This window comes from Chromobacterium sp. Ag138 (assembly GCF_055181315.1).
In genome coordinates, this window is the sequence record NZ_JBUPWA010000001.1 from 3,481,116 (window position 1) to 3,497,734 (window position 16,619).

The 16,619-nt window shown below is 67.5% G+C and carries 20 protein-coding genes, 3 tRNA genes and 1 pseudogene; 16 read left to right on the top strand and 8 right to left on the bottom strand.

What is annotated here, in order from left to right; translation table 11 throughout:
• From ACY3GB_RS16160 to ACY3GB_RS16170, 3 genes and pseudogenes are all read left to right on the top strand, one after another.
• On the top strand, positions 1 to 568 hold a 568-nt coding region (locus ACY3GB_RS16160), incomplete at its 5' end, for a sensor histidine kinase (RefSeq protein ID WP_463089648.1).
• Positions 568 to 1,836, top strand: a complete 1,269-nt coding sequence (locus tag ACY3GB_RS16165) for a sigma-54-dependent transcriptional regulator (RefSeq protein WP_011137805.1) — start codon at positions 568 to 570, stop codon at positions 1,834 to 1,836. The genes ACY3GB_RS16160 and ACY3GB_RS16165, both read left to right, overlap by 1 nt.
• 322 nt (positions 1,837 to 2,158) lie before the next feature.
• Positions 2,159 to 2,752 (top strand): annotated as a pseudogene (locus tag ACY3GB_RS16170) (HesA/MoeB/ThiF family protein); the annotation flags it as partial.
• Positions 2,753 to 2,788: 36 nt separating this feature from the next.
• On the opposite strand, the gene ACY3GB_RS16175 reads toward ACY3GB_RS16170, so the two are convergent.
• From ACY3GB_RS16175 to ACY3GB_RS16195, 5 genes are all read right to left on the bottom strand, one after another.
• Entirely contained in the window at positions 2,789 to 3,274 is a 486-nt protein-coding gene (locus ACY3GB_RS16175; RefSeq protein WP_463089649.1) for a TlpA family protein disulfide reductase, read from the bottom strand.
• 29 nt (positions 3,275 to 3,303) lie between these two features.
• On the bottom strand, positions 3,304 to 3,717 hold the full coding sequence (locus ACY3GB_RS16180) for an acyl-CoA thioesterase (RefSeq protein WP_463089650.1): 414 nt from the start codon (positions 3,715 to 3,717) through the stop codon (positions 3,304 to 3,306).
• A 30-nt stretch (positions 3,718 to 3,747) separates the two neighbouring features.
• Positions 3,748 to 4,125 (bottom strand): VacJ, encoded by a 378-nt coding sequence (locus ACY3GB_RS16185; RefSeq protein WP_463089651.1) that lies wholly within the window; start codon positions 4,123 to 4,125, stop codon positions 3,748 to 3,750.
• A 14-nt stretch (positions 4,126 to 4,139) separates the two neighbouring features.
• On the bottom strand, positions 4,140 to 4,970 hold the full coding sequence (locus tag ACY3GB_RS16190) for an energy transducer TonB (protein ID WP_463089652.1): 831 nt from the start codon (positions 4,968 to 4,970) through the stop codon (positions 4,140 to 4,142).
• Between the two features lie 91 nt (positions 4,971 to 5,061).
• Positions 5,062 to 5,529: a Dps family protein gene (locus tag ACY3GB_RS16195; protein ID WP_021475269.1), complete on the bottom strand. Its 468-nt coding sequence runs from the start codon at positions 5,527 to 5,529 to the stop codon at positions 5,062 to 5,064.
• A gap of 76 nt (positions 5,530 to 5,605) precedes the next feature.
• Between ACY3GB_RS16195 and ACY3GB_RS16200 the strand changes: the two genes are divergently transcribed.
• Positions 5,606 to 5,902: a DUF167 domain-containing protein gene (locus ACY3GB_RS16200; protein WP_463089653.1), complete on the top strand. Its 297-nt coding sequence runs from the start codon at positions 5,606 to 5,608 to the stop codon at positions 5,900 to 5,902.
• Here ACY3GB_RS16200 and ACY3GB_RS16205 read toward each other — a convergent pair.
• Positions 5,896 to 6,336, bottom strand: a complete 441-nt coding sequence (locus ACY3GB_RS16205; RefSeq protein WP_463089654.1) for an FxsA family protein — start codon at positions 6,334 to 6,336, stop codon at positions 5,896 to 5,898. The genes ACY3GB_RS16200 and ACY3GB_RS16205 overlap by 7 nt on opposite strands.
• 1 nt (position 6,337) lies before the next feature.
• Between ACY3GB_RS16205 and cutA the strand changes: the two genes are divergently transcribed.
• From cutA to ACY3GB_RS16255, 10 genes are all read left to right on the top strand, one after another.
• Positions 6,338 to 6,682 carry a divalent-cation tolerance protein CutA gene (cutA, locus tag ACY3GB_RS16210; protein ID WP_463089655.1) on the top strand — a complete coding sequence of 115 codons (345 nt, stop codon included), beginning with the start codon at positions 6,338 to 6,340 and terminating at the stop codon, positions 6,680 to 6,682.
• A gap of 130 nt (positions 6,683 to 6,812) precedes the next feature.
• Positions 6,813 to 6,888, top strand: a tRNA-Lys gene (locus tag ACY3GB_RS16215).
• A 37-nt stretch (positions 6,889 to 6,925) separates the two neighbouring features.
• A tRNA-Lys gene (locus tag ACY3GB_RS16220) sits at positions 6,926 to 7,001 on the top strand.
• Positions 7,002 to 7,032: 31 nt separating this feature from the next.
• Positions 7,033 to 7,108 (top strand) — tRNA-Lys (locus tag ACY3GB_RS16225).
• 129 nt (positions 7,109 to 7,237) lie between these two features.
• Positions 7,238 to 7,735, top strand: coding sequence for a sigma-70 family RNA polymerase sigma factor (locus ACY3GB_RS16230; RefSeq protein ID WP_463089656.1), 498 nt, complete (start codon positions 7,238 to 7,240; stop codon positions 7,733 to 7,735).
• A complete protein-coding gene (locus ACY3GB_RS16235) occupies positions 7,732 to 8,718 on the top strand; it encodes a FecR family protein (protein ID WP_463089657.1) in 987 nt (328 codons plus the stop codon). Before ACY3GB_RS16230 ends, ACY3GB_RS16235 begins: the two co-directional genes overlap by 4 nt.
• A 101-nt stretch (positions 8,719 to 8,819) precedes the next feature.
• Positions 8,820 to 11,741 carry a TonB-dependent receptor gene (locus ACY3GB_RS16240; protein ID WP_463089658.1) on the top strand — a complete coding sequence of 974 codons (2,922 nt, stop codon included), beginning with the start codon at positions 8,820 to 8,822 and terminating at the stop codon, positions 11,739 to 11,741.
• 93 nt (positions 11,742 to 11,834) lie between these two features.
• Positions 11,835 to 12,413, top strand: a complete 579-nt coding sequence (locus tag ACY3GB_RS16245) for a biliverdin-producing heme oxygenase (RefSeq protein WP_463089659.1) — start codon at positions 11,835 to 11,837, stop codon at positions 12,411 to 12,413.
• On the top strand, positions 12,410 to 13,513 hold the full coding sequence (locus ACY3GB_RS16250; RefSeq protein WP_463089660.1) for a TonB family protein: 1,104 nt from the start codon (positions 12,410 to 12,412) through the stop codon (positions 13,511 to 13,513). Before ACY3GB_RS16245 ends, ACY3GB_RS16250 begins: the two co-directional genes overlap by 4 nt.
• Positions 13,514 to 13,571: 58 nt before the next feature.
• Positions 13,572 to 13,901, top strand: a complete 330-nt coding sequence (locus ACY3GB_RS16255) for a hypothetical protein (RefSeq protein ID WP_463089661.1) — start codon at positions 13,572 to 13,574, stop codon at positions 13,899 to 13,901.
• Here the strand turns inward: ACY3GB_RS16255 and ACY3GB_RS16260 are convergent, their stop codons facing one another.
• Together ACY3GB_RS16260 and pyrE are read right to left on the bottom strand one after the other, a co-directional pair.
• A complete protein-coding gene (locus ACY3GB_RS16260; protein WP_463089662.1) occupies positions 13,902 to 14,486 on the bottom strand; it encodes a DUF4124 domain-containing protein in 585 nt (194 codons plus the stop codon).
• A gap of 1 nt (position 14,487) precedes the next feature.
• Positions 14,488 to 15,132, bottom strand: a complete 645-nt coding sequence (gene pyrE, locus ACY3GB_RS16265) for an orotate phosphoribosyltransferase (RefSeq protein WP_463089663.1) — start codon at positions 15,130 to 15,132, stop codon at positions 14,488 to 14,490.
• A gap of 74 nt (positions 15,133 to 15,206) precedes the next feature.
• Between pyrE and ACY3GB_RS16270 the strand changes: the two genes are divergently transcribed.
• Positions 15,207 to 15,983, top strand: coding sequence for an exodeoxyribonuclease III (locus tag ACY3GB_RS16270; RefSeq protein WP_046158050.1), 777 nt, complete (start codon positions 15,207 to 15,209; stop codon positions 15,981 to 15,983).
• Positions 15,983 to 16,579, top strand: coding sequence for an alpha/beta hydrolase (locus ACY3GB_RS16275; RefSeq protein WP_463089664.1), 597 nt, complete (start codon positions 15,983 to 15,985; stop codon positions 16,577 to 16,579). The genes ACY3GB_RS16270 and ACY3GB_RS16275 overlap by 1 nt, the downstream gene beginning before the upstream one ends.
• The last annotated feature ends 40 nt before the right edge of the window (positions 16,580 to 16,619 follow it).

Sequence of the window (16,619 nt, forward strand, 5' to 3'; positions counted from 1 at the left end):
GGCGGACAAGCTGGAAGGGCCGGACGCCGACATGCTCAAACGCTCTACCGACACCATCATCAAGCAGGTGGGCGCGCTGAAAAGCATGGTGGAGGCGTTCCGCGATTACGCCCGCGCGCCCAAGATCAAACTGGTGAAACTTGATCTCAATCAGGTGATCCGGGAGGTGATGGCCCTTTACGAATCCAATCCTGCTGTTAAGATTGCGCTGGACGAAGTTCCGCTGATGATCATGGGGGATGCGGCTCTGCTGCGGCAGGTGCTGCATAACCTGATGCAAAACGCCCAGGATGCAGTCCTTGACGTTGGCATCCCGATGATTCAAATTAGCAGCCGACAAGAAGAAGGAAACGCGCTCGTCAGCGTCGAGGACAATGGCGCGGGCTTCGGCCCGGACATTCTCAGACGCGCGTTCGAGCCATATGTGACCAGTAAAGCCAAGGGAACCGGTCTTGGACTGGCCGTGGTCAAGAAGATTATGGAAGAACACCATGGACAGGTCATTTTGGGGAACGCCGGGCAGCATGGGGCGCGTGTCCTTCTCTCCCTGCCATTGCTGGAGGCCTAATGCGTAGCAGCGACATTTTGATTGTGGACGACGAGATCGGCATCCGAGAGCTGCTCTCCGAGATCCTGCAGGACGAAGGTTATACCGTGGCTTTGGCGGAAAACGCCGAAGTGGCCCGCCAATTGCGCAACCAGACCCGGCCGGCGCTGGTGCTGCTGGACATCTGGATGCCCGACTGCGACGGCGTCACCCTGCTGAAGGAATGGGCCAAGTCAGGCCTGCTCAACATGCCGGTGGTGATGATGTCCGGCCACGCCAGCATAGACACCGCGGTGGAAGCCACCCGCATCGGTGCCTTCGACTTCCTGGAAAAGCCGATCGCGCTGCAGAAGCTGTTGACCACCGTTCAGCGCGCGCTGAAGTACGGCGACATGCAGGCCAACACCTCGCTGAATCTGGACAAGCTGGGCCGCAGCGAGCCGATCCAGGAACTGAAGCGCCAGCTGGAGCGTGTGGCCAAGGTCAAGTCGCCGGTGCTGCTGACCGGCGAGTCCGGCTCCGGTTTCGAGCTGGTGGCGCGCTTTTTCCACCAGGGCAACACGCCCTGGGTGACGCCGGCCAAGCTGGAGCAGCTGGCCGACGCGCCGCTGGAACTCTTGCAGAAGGCCAATAACGGCGTGCTCTACCTGCCGGAGATCGGCCAGTACAGCCGTCGGGTGCAGCAGGGCCTGCTGTTCCTGCTGTCCAAGCTCGACCGCTTCAATGTGCGCCTGATCTGTTCCTGCAGCCGTCCGCTGCAGGAGCTGCTGGTGGACCCCGAGTGCGACAACCGCCTCTTGACCGCGTTGTCCAGCGTGATCGTGCCGATCCCGCCGCTGCGCGAGCACGCCGAGGACATCACCTTCATCGCCGAGCAGATCCTGGTGGAGCTGGTGGAGTCCAAGCAGGTGCCGGCGCGCAAGCTGACCACCGCGGCGCTGAACGCGATGCGCCAGTACGACTGGCCGGGCAATCTGGAGCAGCTGCGCAGCATCATCAAGAGTCTGGCGCTGACCGCCGAGTCCGACGAAGTCGACGCCGCCGAGGTCAACAAGGTGCTGGCCCAGTTCCGCCACGAAAAGCCTGTGGAGGAGTCGGGCTTCGACTTCAATATTCCGCTGCGCGAATTGCGCGAACAGCTGGAGCGCCGCTATTTCGAGTACCACATCTCGCTGGAAAACGGCAATATGAGCCGGGTGGCGCAGAAGGTGGGCCTGGAGCGTACTCACTTGTACCGCAAGCTCAAGCAGCTGGGCATCAAGTTCGCCCGCAAGGTGGCGGAGGAGTAAGGCAAAACGCCTGATGCTGCGTTGCGGTAATGTTGGGCTTCGCTTTGCTCAGCCCAAGCTACCAGGCGCGCCTTGTCTCAGGCGTTTTGCTCGACACAAATCGCTTATCGACGCCAGCCTTTGGGGCTGGCGTTTCGCATTCTGGAGCATGAGCATGGAGCAAGACCGCGAGCTGGACGACGAGGCGCTGCGCGCTGCAGCTGCCACATCCTGTTCCGGAGCATGACATGGAGCCAGCCCGGCTGCTGGCCGACGCGCGCGCTGATCGTCGGCGCCGCGTCCTGTTGCCGGAGATCGACATCGAAGGCCAGCAGCCGGCGTCGGCCGGATCACCATCGTCGACGACGACGCGGTGGAGCTGTCCAATCTGCAGCGCCAGATCGCCCACGACACCGCCAGCCTGGGCCAGGGCAAGGCCGAGTCGGCGGCGCGGCGGATGGCCGCGATGAATCCCGCGATCACGATCAGGCCGCTGGCTGAGCGGCTATCGGGCCAACGATTGATGGATGAAGTGGCGGCGCACGATCTGGTGCTGGATTGCAGCGACAACTTCGCCACACGCCACGCGGTCAACCGCGCCTGCGTCGCCGCGCGCGTGCCGCTGGTGTCCGGCGCGGCGGTGCGCTTCTCGGGCCAGCTGGCGGTGTTCGACAGCCGCGACGCGGCCTCGCCGTGCTACCACTGCCTGTTTCCGGACGAGGGCGAGGCCAGCGACGGCCCCTGCGCCACCTTCGGCGTGCTGTCGCCCTTGGTGGGCGTGATCGGCAGCCTGCAGGCGGTGGAGGCGGTCAAGCTGCTGGCCGGCGTTGCGCCGGCGCTGGGCAAGCTGACGCTGTACGACGCGCTGGGCGGCGGCTTCAAGCAGATACGGGTGCCGCGCGATCCAGGCTGCGCGGTGTGCGGGGGGAAAGGGTAGGAAAACGCCCCGGCAGGCGGGGCGGCGGTTTGCGGCTTAGAGGTGCTGCTCGATCAGCTTGCGCACTTCGGCGAAGTTCATCACCCCGACGTAGCGCTTGATGATGTTGCCCTGCTTGTCGATCAGGAAGGTGGTGGGCGCCAGCTGGATGTCGCCGAAGGCCTTGGCCGTGGCGCCTTGCGGGTCCAGCGCGACGAAGAAGGGCAACTGGTTCTTGGCGACGAAGTTCTGCACGTAGTTGGGCGGGTCGTAGCTCATCGCCACCGCCAGCACGTTGAGTCCCTTGCCGCCGTAGTCCTGGTGCAGCTTCTTGATCTCCGGCATTTCCTCGACGCAGCCGGGACAGCTGGTGGCCCAGAAGTTGACCAGCACCACCTTGCCTTTCAGCGCCGAGGTGCTGGTGGCGGCGCCGGTCAGCGAGGTCAGCTTCACCTCGGGGGCCGGGTTGCCGGAGAACATCAGCTTGTAGGCGGCGCCGGCGGCGACCAGCAGCGCCAGCGCAATGATCAAACCCTTCTTCATCTCGATTTCCTGTCGTGTCTGCCGCCGATTCAGACCGGGGTGGCGGTCATCTGTTCCAGCATGGCCTTCAATTGTCCTTCCAGCACCACCGCCTTGTTCTGCTTGGCGTCGAACACCACGAAGGTGACGTCGGCCTCGGCCACCACGGTGTCGGCGCCTTCCAGCAGCACGCGCTGATGGATCACCGCGCTGCGGTTGCCGATGGACTTCAGGCTGGTCTCGATCAGCAGCTGCTCGCCCATCAGCGCCGGGCGGCGGTAGTCGATGTTGATGTTGACCACGGCCAGCGCCAGGCCCGATTTCAGGAACCAGTCCAGTCCGCCTTGCTCTTCGAACTGGCTCCAGCGGGCTTCTTCCAGAAATTCCAGATAGCGCGCGTTGTTGACGTGGCCGAACAGGTCCAGGTGATAGCCGCGGACCTTGATCCGGGTGTGGTGCGCCATGTGTTTCCCCTCTATTTGTGTGTGTGGCGGTTAATCGGCGCGGCCGTCCAGATCCAGCGGCACGAAGGCCTCTCGCTCCAGCGGCTCTTCGACCAGGTCGGTCAGCACCGAGTGGATTTCCACCTTGAACCATTGCTGGAACAGGTTGGGACTGATGTTCTGCGGCCACAGGCTCTGGTCTTCGCACCAGTCGGCCAGCTCGGCCTCGAACAGCTGGCGATGGCGCTGCTGCACGAAGCGGCGCGCGGCGTCGGCGTCTTCCGCCGGCGGGATCAGCAGCGCGTTGCTGTCGGCGGCCAGCGCTTCCAGCGTCAATTGCGGATCGATGCCGCCGGGCAGGCTTTTCAGCCAGGCGAGAAACGGAGCCTGCGGGCGCAGCAGCGCGATGCTGCGGTTGACTTCAAACATGATGCTTCCTTGGTTCAATGGCTGGATAAGAGGTTGTCCCGGGTGAAGACGAAGCGCTGGTTGATGCGCATCGCCGGGGCGCGGGCCAGCGCGGGCGGAAACGGCGGAAACGGCGAGGACAGCTCGACGATGCGCTGGGCGGCTTCGTCCAGCACCCGGCTGCCGGAGCTGCGGGTGACCCGCTGTCCCCGCAGGCTGCCGTCGGCGGCTATCGTCACCTCCAGCGTCACCGCGCCGTGCAGGGCCTGGCGGCGCGCCTCATCCGGGTAGTTCAGGTTGCCGATGCGCTCCACCTTCAGCCGCCAGTCGGCCTGGTAGCGCGCCCACGGATAGCCGCGGGCGGCCTCGCCGAGCGCGCCGCCGGCCTGGCCGCTCTCCTTGTCGTTGTCGACGATGGCGTTGTCGCCGCCGCGCGACAGCGCGCCGACCTGGGCCAGCAGCGAGCCGGCGCTGACCTGGCCGCTGGGCGGCGCGGGCTGGACCTTGGCCGGCGCCGCGGACGGGCGGGCGATCGGGTTGGTCGGCGCCGGCGGCGGCGTTTCGGCGGCGGCGCGGGGCTTGGGCGGCTCGCGGCGGCTGAGCAGCTGGCGCGGCTCGGCGCTGCTGCCCGAACCTGCGTGATCGATTTCGGCCAGCCTTTCGGTCGGCGGCGCGGCCGCCGCCGGATGGCGGACCAGGCGGATATTGATCTGGGACGCGGGCGCTTCGCCGGGCCGGTCGGGCGCGGAAGCGCGGCCACCCAGGCTGAGCAGCAGCAGGTGGGCGAGCAGCGACACGCCCAGCGCCACCCACAGCAGCGGGGCGCTGGACGCGGATGGGCGGGGACGGTACAGGTGATCGGCCATCGCGGGTTTCCGGATTTTGCCAGAGTGTAGCATGGCGGCCATGCAAAAACGCCGCGCGGAGGCGGCGTTTCGGCGGCGGCGCGCGGCCGGCTTATTTTTCCAGCAGGCTGCGCAGCATCCAGGCGGTTTTCTCGTGCACCTGCAGGCGCTGGGTCAGCAGGTCGGCGCTGGGCTCGTCGGACGCGCGCTCCACCACGGCGAACACGCTGCGGGCGGTGCGGCACACGGTTTCGTGGCCTTCCACCAGCTGGCGGATCATCTCCTCGGCCTTGGGCGGCGCGCCGGCGGATTCGGGGATGGCGGTCAGCTTGGCGTAGTCGGCGTAGCTGCCCGGCGCGTAGTGTCCCAGCGCGCGGATGCGCTCGGCGACGGCGTCCACGGCCAGCGCCAGCTCGTTGTACTGGGTCTCGAACATCAGGTGCAGGGTGTTGAACATCGGCCCGGTGACGTTCCAGTGGAAGTTGTGCGTCTTCAGGTACAGGGTGTAGCTGTCGGCCAGCAGGCGGGACAGGCCGTGGGCGATTTCCTGGCGATCTTGTTCGTTGATGCCGATATCCATGACGATGCTCCTTTTTGGCGGCGCTGCTTCCAGGCCGCGTTTTGGACTACACTTCCCGTTTTGGGCGGGAAATGGGATGAAACCTTGGTTGTCGTGCCATGACGGCTGCGTCCGGCTGACGCTGCACGTGCAGCCGGGCGCCAAAAAGACCGAGGCGGCCGGCGAGCACGGCGATTGCCTGAAGGTCAGGCTGGCCGCGCCGCCGGTGGACGGCAAGGCCAATGCCGCGCTGCTGGCCTGGCTGGCCGATCGTTTCGGCGTCGCCAAGCGCGATGTGGAACTGCTGTCCGGCGACAAGAGCCGGCACAAGGTGGTGCGGATCGCCTGCGGGCTGGATGCCGCCGCCGCGCTGGACCGTCTGGGTTTTCACTGAAGGCGGCGTCCCGGCGGCGTGGTCTCGTCCACGCGTTGGAATTCGCCTTCTATGACGTCGCTGCTGGCGGCAGGGCCGGCGGACGGGCCGGCGCCGGTGGTCCGCAGCGAGATGTCCGGGCCTTTAAGCGGCAGCAGCAGCAGGATGGCGGCGAGATCGCTGAGCAGGCCGGGCAGCAGGAACAGCAGGCCGGCCAGCGCGTAACGCAGCGGCCACAGCAGCGAATACAGCGAAACCTTGTCGCCCTGGCGCATCACGCTGCCCAGCGTCAGCAGCGCGCCCAGCTTCTGGTTGCGCAGCATCCACAGGCCCAGCATCGAGGACAGCACCACCAGCAGGAACACCGCCAGGCCGCCGATGCGGTCGGCCAGCGCCACCAGGGCGGCGATTTCTGCGAACGGGTAAATCAACAACAGCAGCGGGAGAGCGCGCATCTTGAATCCGATTTCATCTAACGATTGTTTATTGGTGGTCTGCAACGCGCCGGACGCGGAAACCGCCGAGCGCATCGCGACGACGCTGGTGGCCGAGCAGCTGGCCGCCTGCGTCAATGTTCTGGCGCCTTGCCGTTCAGTGTACCGCTGGCAGGGCGCGGTGGAGCGGGCCGAGGAGATTCCGCTGCTGATCAAGACCCGCGCTGACGCGTATCCGCAACTGGAGGCGAGGCTGGCGGCGCTGCATCCGTACCAGGTGCCGGAAATCGTCGCGCTGCCGCTGACGCAGGGATTGCCCTCTTACCTCACATGGGTATCGAACAACGTAGTTTCAAGTGGCGAATGATTCCGGCCCGGTTTGTTCCGACTGTTTGCGCCCCGTTTTCGTTCCCTTCGCCGGGCGGCGGCGGAGAGAAATTTTTCGCGATACGGCTTGACGCATCTGAAACGTTTCATTATAGTTGCCAGCTCTCGATGGGTCGTTAGCTCAGCTGGTAGAGCAGCGGACTTTTAATCCGTTGGTCGCAGGTTCGAATCCCGCACGACCCACCAGAGAAAGCTTGATATAGTGTAGTCGCATGTTTCGGACGGGTCGTTAGCTCAGTTGGTAGAGCAGCGGACTCTTAATCCGTAGGTCGAGTGTTCGAGCCACTCACGACCCACCATCCTAGACATCCTCCCCGACACGAATATCCTGGGTCGTTAGCTCAGCTGGTAGAGCAGCGGACTTTTAATCCGTTGGTCGCAGGTTCGAATCCCGCACGACCCACCAAGCATTCCCGCAAGGGCCTGGCTATTGTCCGGGCCCTTCGCATTTTCATCGCCGATATTGCTGATAACGATAATTGTTATCGTTTGTTTCTTGCGCTATGCTGCGCCCTTTTTGTCACGGGCGACGCTGGTGTTGGACGGCTATTATCGCGAACTGCTCAATTTTCTGACCCGGGCCACCGGTTCGCGCCAGCGCGCCGAGGACGTGGCGCAGGACGCATATCTGAAAGTGTTGAATCTGCAGGCGCCGGACGGCGAGGCCGGCGGCGCGCCGGTGCGCTCGCCGCGGGCGCTGCTGTACGCCGCCGCGCGCAATCTGCTGATAGACCGCCACCGCCGCGAGCGGGCGAGGCCGCAGCTGGACATCGTGGACGTCGAGCTGGCCGCGCCCGCGCATTGCGAGCCGGAACGGCGTCTGGTGGCGCGCCAGCAGCTGGCCTTGCTGGAGCGGACGATAGCGGCGCTGCCGCCGCGCTGCCGGCAGGCCTTCGTGCTGCTCAAGCTGGAAGGCCTGAGCCAGGCTGAGATCGCGCGGGAAATGGGCATTTCCCGGAACATGGTGGAGAAGCACATCATCAACGGCATGCTGGCGTGCAAGCGGGCGCTGGAAGAGGAGGAGGGCCGATGAGGCGCGAGCGGGAAGCGGCGAACGGAGAGCTGGCCGACGCGGAAGCCGCGCGTTGGCGGCTGCGGCAGCGGGAAGGGCTGAGCGACGACGAGCGGCGGGCGCTGGCCGCCTGGCTGGACGCCTCCGGCGAGCGCCGCCGCGCCTATGCCGCGCACGCGCGCGTCGATGCCTTGCTGTCAGGCCTGAGCGGCGAGCAGCGCCGCAGGCTGGCCGCGCCCGCGCCGTCCAGAACCCGGCGCCATGCCCTGGCCGCCTGCGCAGTCTTGCTGCTCGCCTGTACGCTGGGTTGGCACTGGCGGGCCAGCCAGCCGCAATGGACGCAGACGCTGGCCAGCGCGCGCGGCCAGCAGCTGGAGCGGACGCTGGCCGACGGCAGCCGCTTGACCCTGGACGCGGACACCGTGGTGCAGGTCGCGTATTTCGCCGACCGCCGCGAGACCAAGCTGCTGCGCGGGCAGGCGATGTTCGCGGTGGCGCGGGACGCGGGGCGGCCGTTCCGCGTGGCGGCCGGGCCGGTGCGGGTGACGGTGCTGGGCACCCGTTTCGCCGTGCGCAATCTATACGGCGCGGTCGAGGTGGCGGTGGAGCACGGCAAGGTGGCGGTGGCCGATCACGGCGACGCCGAGGCGGCGGCGGGCGCGAGCGGCGAAGCGCGGAGCAAGTTGCTGCTGAGCGATGGCCAGCGCGCGCGCTGGCGCGATGGCTCGCTCCGCCGGGAAGCGGCGGCACCGCCGGAAACCGTGGCCGCCTGGCGCGCGGGGCGGTTGGCGTTTTCCGACCGGCCGCTGGCCGAGGTGCTGGCCGAGTTCGAGCGCTACGGCCCGACCGGCCTCAAGCTGGCGCGGCCCGAGCTGGGCGCGCTGCGGTTAAGCGGCAGCTTCGCCAGCCATGACGCCGCCGCTTTCGCCCGCATCCTGCCCCAGGTTCTGCCGGTGGCGCTGCGCCAGCGCGGCGGTGAGGCGCTGATCGACGCCAGAAAATAGTCCGGACAAAATATATTTGCCGGCCGACGTCAGGATGGCGCGGGCGGCTGCGTCTTCATGGATGCGAATAATTATTAATTTCATCCGTGAGGTAGTCCGCCATGTCGATTTCCCGCCCGGGGGCCGCCGCCCTGCTGCTGGGCCTGGCCTGCGTGCAGCCCGCGCAGTCCCAGTCCCGCGTCGTCGCTTTCCAGATCGCGCCGCAGCCGCTGGCCGGCGCCTTGCAGCAGCTGGCCAGCCAGGCCGGCATGAATCTGCTGTTCGATCCGGCGCTGGCCGGCGGCTGCGCCGCGCCGGGCCTGCAAGACAGCTACACGGTGCGCGACGCGTTGCGCCGGCTGCTGGCCGGCAGCGGTCTGGCCGCCAGCCTGCGGACGGAAGGCATCGTGGTGCAGGCCGCGCCGCAGGCGGGAGGCGGCGCGGTCAATATCGGCGCCTTGCGGGTGCGCGGCGCCAGCAGCGCGCCGGGCGCGCTGTCCGACGACGAGATGTCGCTGTTCGACCGGCCGTATCTGAAGCCGGGTTCGTCGGCGGCGGTGACGCGCGAGCAGATCGAGCGCTTCCGCGGCACTTCGCCGGCCGACATGTTCAAGGGCGTGGCCGGGGTACAGGTGGGCGAGAGCCGCAACAGCGGCTCGGTGGACGTCAATGTGCGCGGCTTGCAGGGGCAGGGGCGGGTGCCGGTGGTGATAGACGGCAGCGTGCAGTCGGTGACCGCCTACCGCGGCTACGGCGGCGTCGCCGACCGCAACTATCTGGACCCGGACCTGATCGGCGGCGTCACCGTCGACAAGGGGCCGGGACTGTCGGCGCAAGGCGCCGGCGCGATCGGCGGCTTGGTGAAAATGGACACGCTGAAGGCGGAGGACATCCTGCTGCCCGGCGAGCGCCGCGGCGTGCGCCTGCGCGGCGGACTGCAGAGCAACAGTGCCGCGCCGCCGGCCGAATTGCATGCGACGCCGCGCCGGCACAGCCCGGCGCTGGACGGCCGCGCCGGACACGGCAGCGTCGCCGCCGCCTTGCGCGAAGACCGCTACGAGCTGGTGGGCGCCTTCGCCTACCGCGACATCGGCAACTATTTCGCCGGCAAGCACGGCCATGAGCGCTATGTGGTGAAGAACGACTGGATGTCGTCCGGCACGCAACAGGACGTCGGCGTCACCCGCATTTTCAAGCCCGGCGAGGAGGTGCTCAACACCGCCAACCGCAGCCGCTCGCTGTTGCTGAAGGGCACGCTGAAGCCGGATGCCGAGCGTTCGCTGGAGCTGGGCTTTCGCCGCTACGACAGCGACTACGGCGAGATCATGACCTCGCAGATCGTCCGCAACGACGGCGACGCGATCCCGCAGTGGCCGCGCAGCCAGGTGCGGGTGGACGCCTACACCGCCCGCTTCAAGTGGCAGCCGGACGATAATCCGCTGATCAAGCTGCAGGCCAATCTGTGGCACACCGACATGGACAGCCGCGCCTACAACGGCGACGTGTTCCGCAATCCCACCCAGGGCAAGCCGCGTCCGGGCTGGGGCGACTGCGACGCCTGCATCGACTTTTCCTATCTGGCGCCGGCGCAGGCGCAGCGCACCGGGGCGGATCTGAGCAACAGCTCGCTGCTGCGCACCCGGCTGGGGGCGCTGAAATTCGACTACGGCCTGTCGCTGCAGCATGAGCGGCTGGCGCCGGGCAAGGGCTTCATCCGCGACGAGGACGACATCCTCAACAACCGCAATCTGCGCGACGGCAGCCGCGACGAGCAGAGCGCCTTCATCGGCGTCAACTGGGCGCCGGCGGACTGGCTGAGCTTCGATCTGGGCGGCCGTTATCTGCGCTTCGCCACCCGCGACAACAACGTCGAGGTCAAGAAGCTGGATACCTACCGCACGGTGTCGAAGACCGCCCAGATCTACAGCGACGACACCTTCGAGTACCTGGGCGAGGTTGAGTGGAAGCCGGACGCCGCCGGCAACTTCACCGACGCCACCAATCCGTTCAAGCAGCCGGGCGCCACCTATGTCGACGGCAGCGGCCAGGCGCAGCCGCTGGCCGGCGCCAAATCCAGCGAGGCGGAGGCTAGCTGGCGCGACAACCAGGAACTGGCGTCGCGCCAGTACCGCCGCAGCCAGCCCTACCGCCGCCGCGACAGCGGCTTCGCGCCGTCCTTCGGCGTCAATCTCAAGCTGAGCGACGCGGTCACCGGCTATCTGCGCTACGTCGAAGGCCTGCGCATGCCCAGCCTGATGGAGTCGACACTGGGCTCGTCCACCCCCTTTCTGGGCGAGTTGAAGCCGGAACGCAGCCAGAACTGGGAAATCGGCGTCAGCGTGCTGAAGGACGGCCTGCTGCGCGGCGACGACCGCTTCCGCTTCAAGCTCGCCTACTTCGACAACACCACCCGCGATTACATCACCCGGCGGCCGATTCCCGGCAAGGAAGCGTGGGAACAGAACTTCAGCATGGTGAACATGGACCGCTACCAGCTGTCCGGCGTCGAGCTGCAATCGTCGTACGACGGCGGCGCGCTGTTCGGCGAGCTGTCCGCCACCTACAACCGCAAGACCCGGATCTGCGACCGCGCGTCGGCCGAGTACTTCCGCGGCATCACCTGGTTCGGCGACGAGCATCCGATGGCGAATACGCCGGAATGCACGCCCAGCGGCTTTTCCACCAACTATGTCCGCAACCACATTCCGCCGCGCTTCAACCTGAACCTGACACTGGGCGGCCGCGCCTTCGACCGCAAGCTCAGTTTCGGCAGCCGCGTCACCTACAACAGCGAGCCGGTGGCCAAACAGGGCGCCAGCGTGGACGACAGCCGCTGGGAGAGCTGGAATGGCACCGCCGACCAAGTGCTGACCCGCGCCTACACGCTGGTGGACGTGTTCGCCAGCTACCAGATCTCCAAAGGCGTCAGCGTCGATTTCGCCATCGACAACCTGACCGATCGCTACTACCTGGACCCGCTGGCGCTGAGCCTGATGCCGGGGCCGGGACGCACCGCGCGGCTGAACGCGACCTGGCAATTCTGAACGCCGAGTTTCCCCAAACAAACAAAAATAGTTATCATTAACATTTAATGGGCTTTGTCCGCAAAGCCCAGCTCAGTAGAAGAAAGCATCGGCATGACCACCATCGAACGCACCCGCACCCAGGACCTGAAAGCCCGCACCCACGACACCCATGACCAGCTGGACCAGCGCATCATGGCCAACCAGCCCTTCGCCAGCCGCGACAACTACGCCCGCTTCCTGGACGCCCAGTACCGCTTCCTGCGCGACGCCGACGCGCTGTACGACAATCCGGAACTGGCCAAGCTGTTCCCGGACCTGGCCGAGCGCCGCCGCTACCACAGCATTGCCGCCGACATGGGCGATCTGGGCCGCGCGCTGCCGCAACTGGCGGAGGCGCCGATCAGCGGCGCGCTGGACGTGGCTAGCGCGATGGGCTGGCTGTACGTGGTGGAAGGCTCCAAGCTGGGCGCGGCCATCCTGTACAAGCTGGCCGGCAAGCTGGGCCTGGACGAGAACTTCGGCGCCCGCCACCTGGCCGGCCATCTTGATGGCTGCGCACGCCACTGGCGCGCGTTCACCTCGGCGCTGGACGGCCTGGAGCTGGACGGCGAAGCCGAGGCGCGCGTCACCGCCGGCGCGGTGGCCGGCTTCGCCTGCATGAACGGCCATCTGGACCGGGTGTACGCTTGAACGCGGCGCGGCACCCGGCGGTGCGCTGGCTGTACCTGCTGGGCGGCTGCCTGATGGTGGCGCTGGCGGTGATAGGCGCGCTGTTGCCGGTGATGCCCACCACCATTTTCCTGATCCTGGCGCTGGCCTGTTTCAGCAAATCCTCGCCGCGGTTGGAGCAGCGGCTGCTGGACCATCCGCGCTACGGTCCGGGCCTGCGGCGCTGGCGCGAGCAGCGCATCGTGCCGCTCAAGGCCAAGTGCTTCGCCGCGCTGGGCATGGGCGCGGGCTTCGCCGCGCTGCTGCTGGCGCGGCCGCCGCATTGGGTGCCGTGGCTGGTGGCGGCGATCGAGCTTTCGGTCTTGCTGTATCTGCTGAGCCGGCCGTCCCATCCCGGCGAGCCGTCGGGCTGGCGCAGGCTGTCGGCCCGGCACTGGAAGGGGCTGGCGCTGCTGTTGTGCGTTGGCCTGCACCTGGCGGCGCTGACCGCCGGATTGTGGTGGCCGGGCGCCAGGCCGCCGGCTCCGGCGCCCGCCGAGCAGCCGGCGATGCGATGGCTGGCCGGCGGCGGTTCCACGGCGCCGGAGCAGAAACGCGTCGCCGAACGCGCCAGCGAGGCGGCGTCGGCATCCCGCCGCGCGGCCGCGCCGCAACCGGCCGGGGTTCAGCCGGACAGCCATGCTCCCCAGGCGACACAAACGGCCGGCAAGCCCGATCCCGCGCCGCGCGCGGATCAGCCGCCGGCGCCGCGGGCGGCCGCCGACCAGGCGTCCAGCCAGGCCGCCGCGCCCCATGCCGCGTCGCAGGACGACAGCCGGCCGCGCGTGAGCCAGGGCCGCAGCAGCTGGGAGGCCCAGGTGCTGGCCAGGCTGGAGCGCTACCGGCAATATCCGGCCACGTCGCGGCTGCGCGGCGACGAAGGCACGGCCTACTTGTCCATCCGCATCGATCGCGAGGGGCGGGTGCTGGCGGCGCGGCTGAGCCGCGGCAGCGGACATCCGGCGCTGGACCAGGCCGCTCTGGACACCGCTTATCGCGCCGCGCCGCTGCCGCGCATTCCGGACGGGTTGCCGGATGCGCTGGAGCTGGCGGTGCCGGTGGAGTTCTTCCTCGAACAGTAATGTCCGCCGGAGCCGGCTTGCCGCATAATGTCGGCTGACAGCCGACAAGGGGAACACAATGAACAAGCTGATGTTGAGCGCGCCGCTGCTGGCGGCGTTGGTTGCCGGCGGTGCCTGGGCGCAGAGCGCCGACGAACAGCTGCTGGCGGCGCAGATGGCTTTCCAGCAGGCGCAGAGCCAGCAGCGGCTGCTGGACGGCAAGCTGAAGGCGGCGCAGGACGAGAAGGCGGTCGCCGAACAGCGGCTGGCCGGCGCGCAAGCCGCGCTGGACAAGGCCAATGCCGAGCTTGCCGCCGCCACCGATGCGCAATCGCGCGGCAAGCAGGCGCTGGATCAGGCGACACAGACGCTGAACCAGGCCTGGCAGCGCAAGGAAGGCGGGCAGTAATCAGGGATTGAGCTGGCGGTAGCGGGCGATGTCCTGCTGCATCCGCTGGCGGAACGCGTCCAGCTCGGCGCGCTTGGACGCCATCTGCCGCTGCAGGTCCTGCTGCGATTGCCGCAGCAGCTGCAGATTGCGCACCGAGGCGGCGGGCGGCGTTTGCTTGTTCTGCCGGGCGCGCTCCAGATCCTGCTCCAGATGGCCGCGTTGCAGCGCCAGCCCCTGGCCGCGCAGCTCCAGCGCGCGGTAGGAGGATTCCAGCACCGCCAGCTGGCGTTCGCGGTCGGCTTGCAGGTCGGCCAGCGTCGGATAGCTTTGCGCCAGCGCCTGGTCGTGGCGGACGGCATCCAGCCGTTGCTGCTGCTGTTGCCGGGCCGCGGCGGCGGACGCCTCGCGCGCCTGGCGCTGGGCGGCGGTTTCCGCCGGCTTGCTGACGGCGCCCTGCTTGCTCAACTCGGCGACGCCGCGGCTCTGGCTCTCAAGCGGCGGCGCGTCGCTGTAATGCGTGTTGCCGGCCTCGTCCACCCATTTGTAGACGCCGGCCTGGGCCAGCGAGCACAACAGTAGCGTGAGTCCGGCAAGCGCTTTCATGTCAGTCGTCGACTCCGTATTGGGCGCGGTAGGCGCGCACCGCGTCCAGGTGGGCGGCCAGTTCCGGGCTGTTTTCCAGGAATCCCAGCACATCTTTCAGCGTGGCGATGGCCACCACCGGCAGGCCATGCTGCTGCGCCACTTCCTGCACCGCCGACAATTCGCCCTGGCCGCGCTCCATCCGGTCCAGCGCGATGGCGACGCCGGCGGGTTCGGCGCCGGCGGCGCGGATCAGCGCCACCGATTCGCGCACCGAGGTGCCGGCCGAGATCACGTCGTCGATGATCAGCACCTTGCCTTGCAGCGGCGCGCCGACCAGGGTGCCGCCCTCGCCGTGGTCCTTGGCTTCCTTGCGGTTGTAGGCGAAAGGCACGTTGCGGCCCTGCTCGGCCAGCGCCATGCCGGCGGCGGCGGCCAGGATGATGCCTTTATAGGCCGGCCCGAACAGCATGTCGAACTGGATGCCGCTTTGCTGGATGGACTTGGCGTAGAATCGCGACAGGTTCAGCGTGGACAGACCGTCGTTGAACAGGCCGGCGTTGAAGAAGTACGGCGACTTGCGGCCCGCCTTGGTGATGAACTCGCCAAACTTCAGCACCTGCTTGTCGAGCGCAAAACGAATAAAATCCTGACGAAAGTCGCTCATCCTCATTCCTTATCGAATCGTTAACTGTTTGAACGGCTGAAAAAAACCGCCGCAAGCATAGCACGGGAGACACAATGCTTCGAATCGTTTCCGCCAACCTCAACGGCATCCGCTCGGCGGACAAGAAGGGCTTTTTCGACTGGCTGGCCGGCATCGACGCCGACTTCGTCTGCGTGCAGGAGCTGAAGGCGCAGGCGGGCGACCTGTCCGAGCGGATGCGCAATCCGGACGGGCTGGCCGGCTACTTCCACTACGCCGAGAAGAAGGGCTACAGCGGCGTCGGCCTCTACACCCGGCACCAGCCGGACGCGGTGGTGGAGGGGCTGGGCGTCGACTGGATCGACGCCGAGGGCCGCTTCCTGCAGCTGGATTTCGGCAAGCTGTCGGTGGTGTCGCTGTACCTGCCGTCCGGCTCCAGCAGCGACGAGCGCCAGCAGGTGAAGTTCGATTTCCTCGACGTGTTCATGCCGCACCTGGAAAAGCTGCGCGCCGAGGGCCGCGACATCGTGATCTGCGGCGACTGGAACATCGCCCACAACGAGATCGACCTGAAGAACTGGAAAGGCAACCTGAAGAACTCGGGCTTCCTGCCGGAAGAGCGCGCCTGGATGACCGACCTCTTGGGCCGCGTCGGCTGGCGCGACGCGTGGCGCAATCTGTACCCGGACGCGCCCGGCTACACCTGGTGGAGCAACCGCGGCCAGGCCTACGCCAAGGACGTCGGCTGGCGCATCGACTACCAGATCGTCACGCCGTCGCTGATGGAGCTGGCCGAATCCGCCAGCGTGTACAAGGACGAGAAGTTCTCCGACCACGCGCCGCTGATCGTCGACTACCGGCGGAGCCTGTGATGTGGGACGACGATGACGTCACGCTGCTGACAGTGCCGGGCTGGGGCAATTCCGGCGACACGCACTGGCACGGCTATTGGGAAAAAACCTATCCGCTGTCGCGCCGCGCCGAGCAGCGCGACTGGCTGTACCCGACCCGAGACGAATGGGTGGCCGGCCTGGCCGCGGCGGTGGCCGAGACTCCGGGACAGCTGGTGATCGCCGCCCACAGCCTGGGTTGCCATACGACGGTCGCCTGGCTGCTGCAGGCCTCGCTGCTGGAGCTGCGCAAGGTGAAGGGGGCGCTGCTGGTGGCGCCGCCGGCGATTCCGCTGACCGACGAGCGCGCCCGCGCCAGCGGCGAGCTGCCGGCAGGCGCGCCGCTGCCGACCTTCGCCGGATTCGAGACGCTGCCGGAGCGCAAGCTGCCGGTGCCGACGCTATTGGTGGCCAGCCGCGACGATCCGTTCTGCGAGTTTGAAGAAGCGCGGCGGATGGCCGCGCTGTGGGGCGCGGAATTCGTCGACGGCGGCATGGCCGGCCACATGGGCAGCCACGCCGGCCTCGGCAGCTGGCCGGCCGGGCAGCGCCTGCTGCAGCGGCTGATCTTGGGGTAGCGGACAGTCCGTCGCCACGCGATTGTCGGTGGGAAGCCCT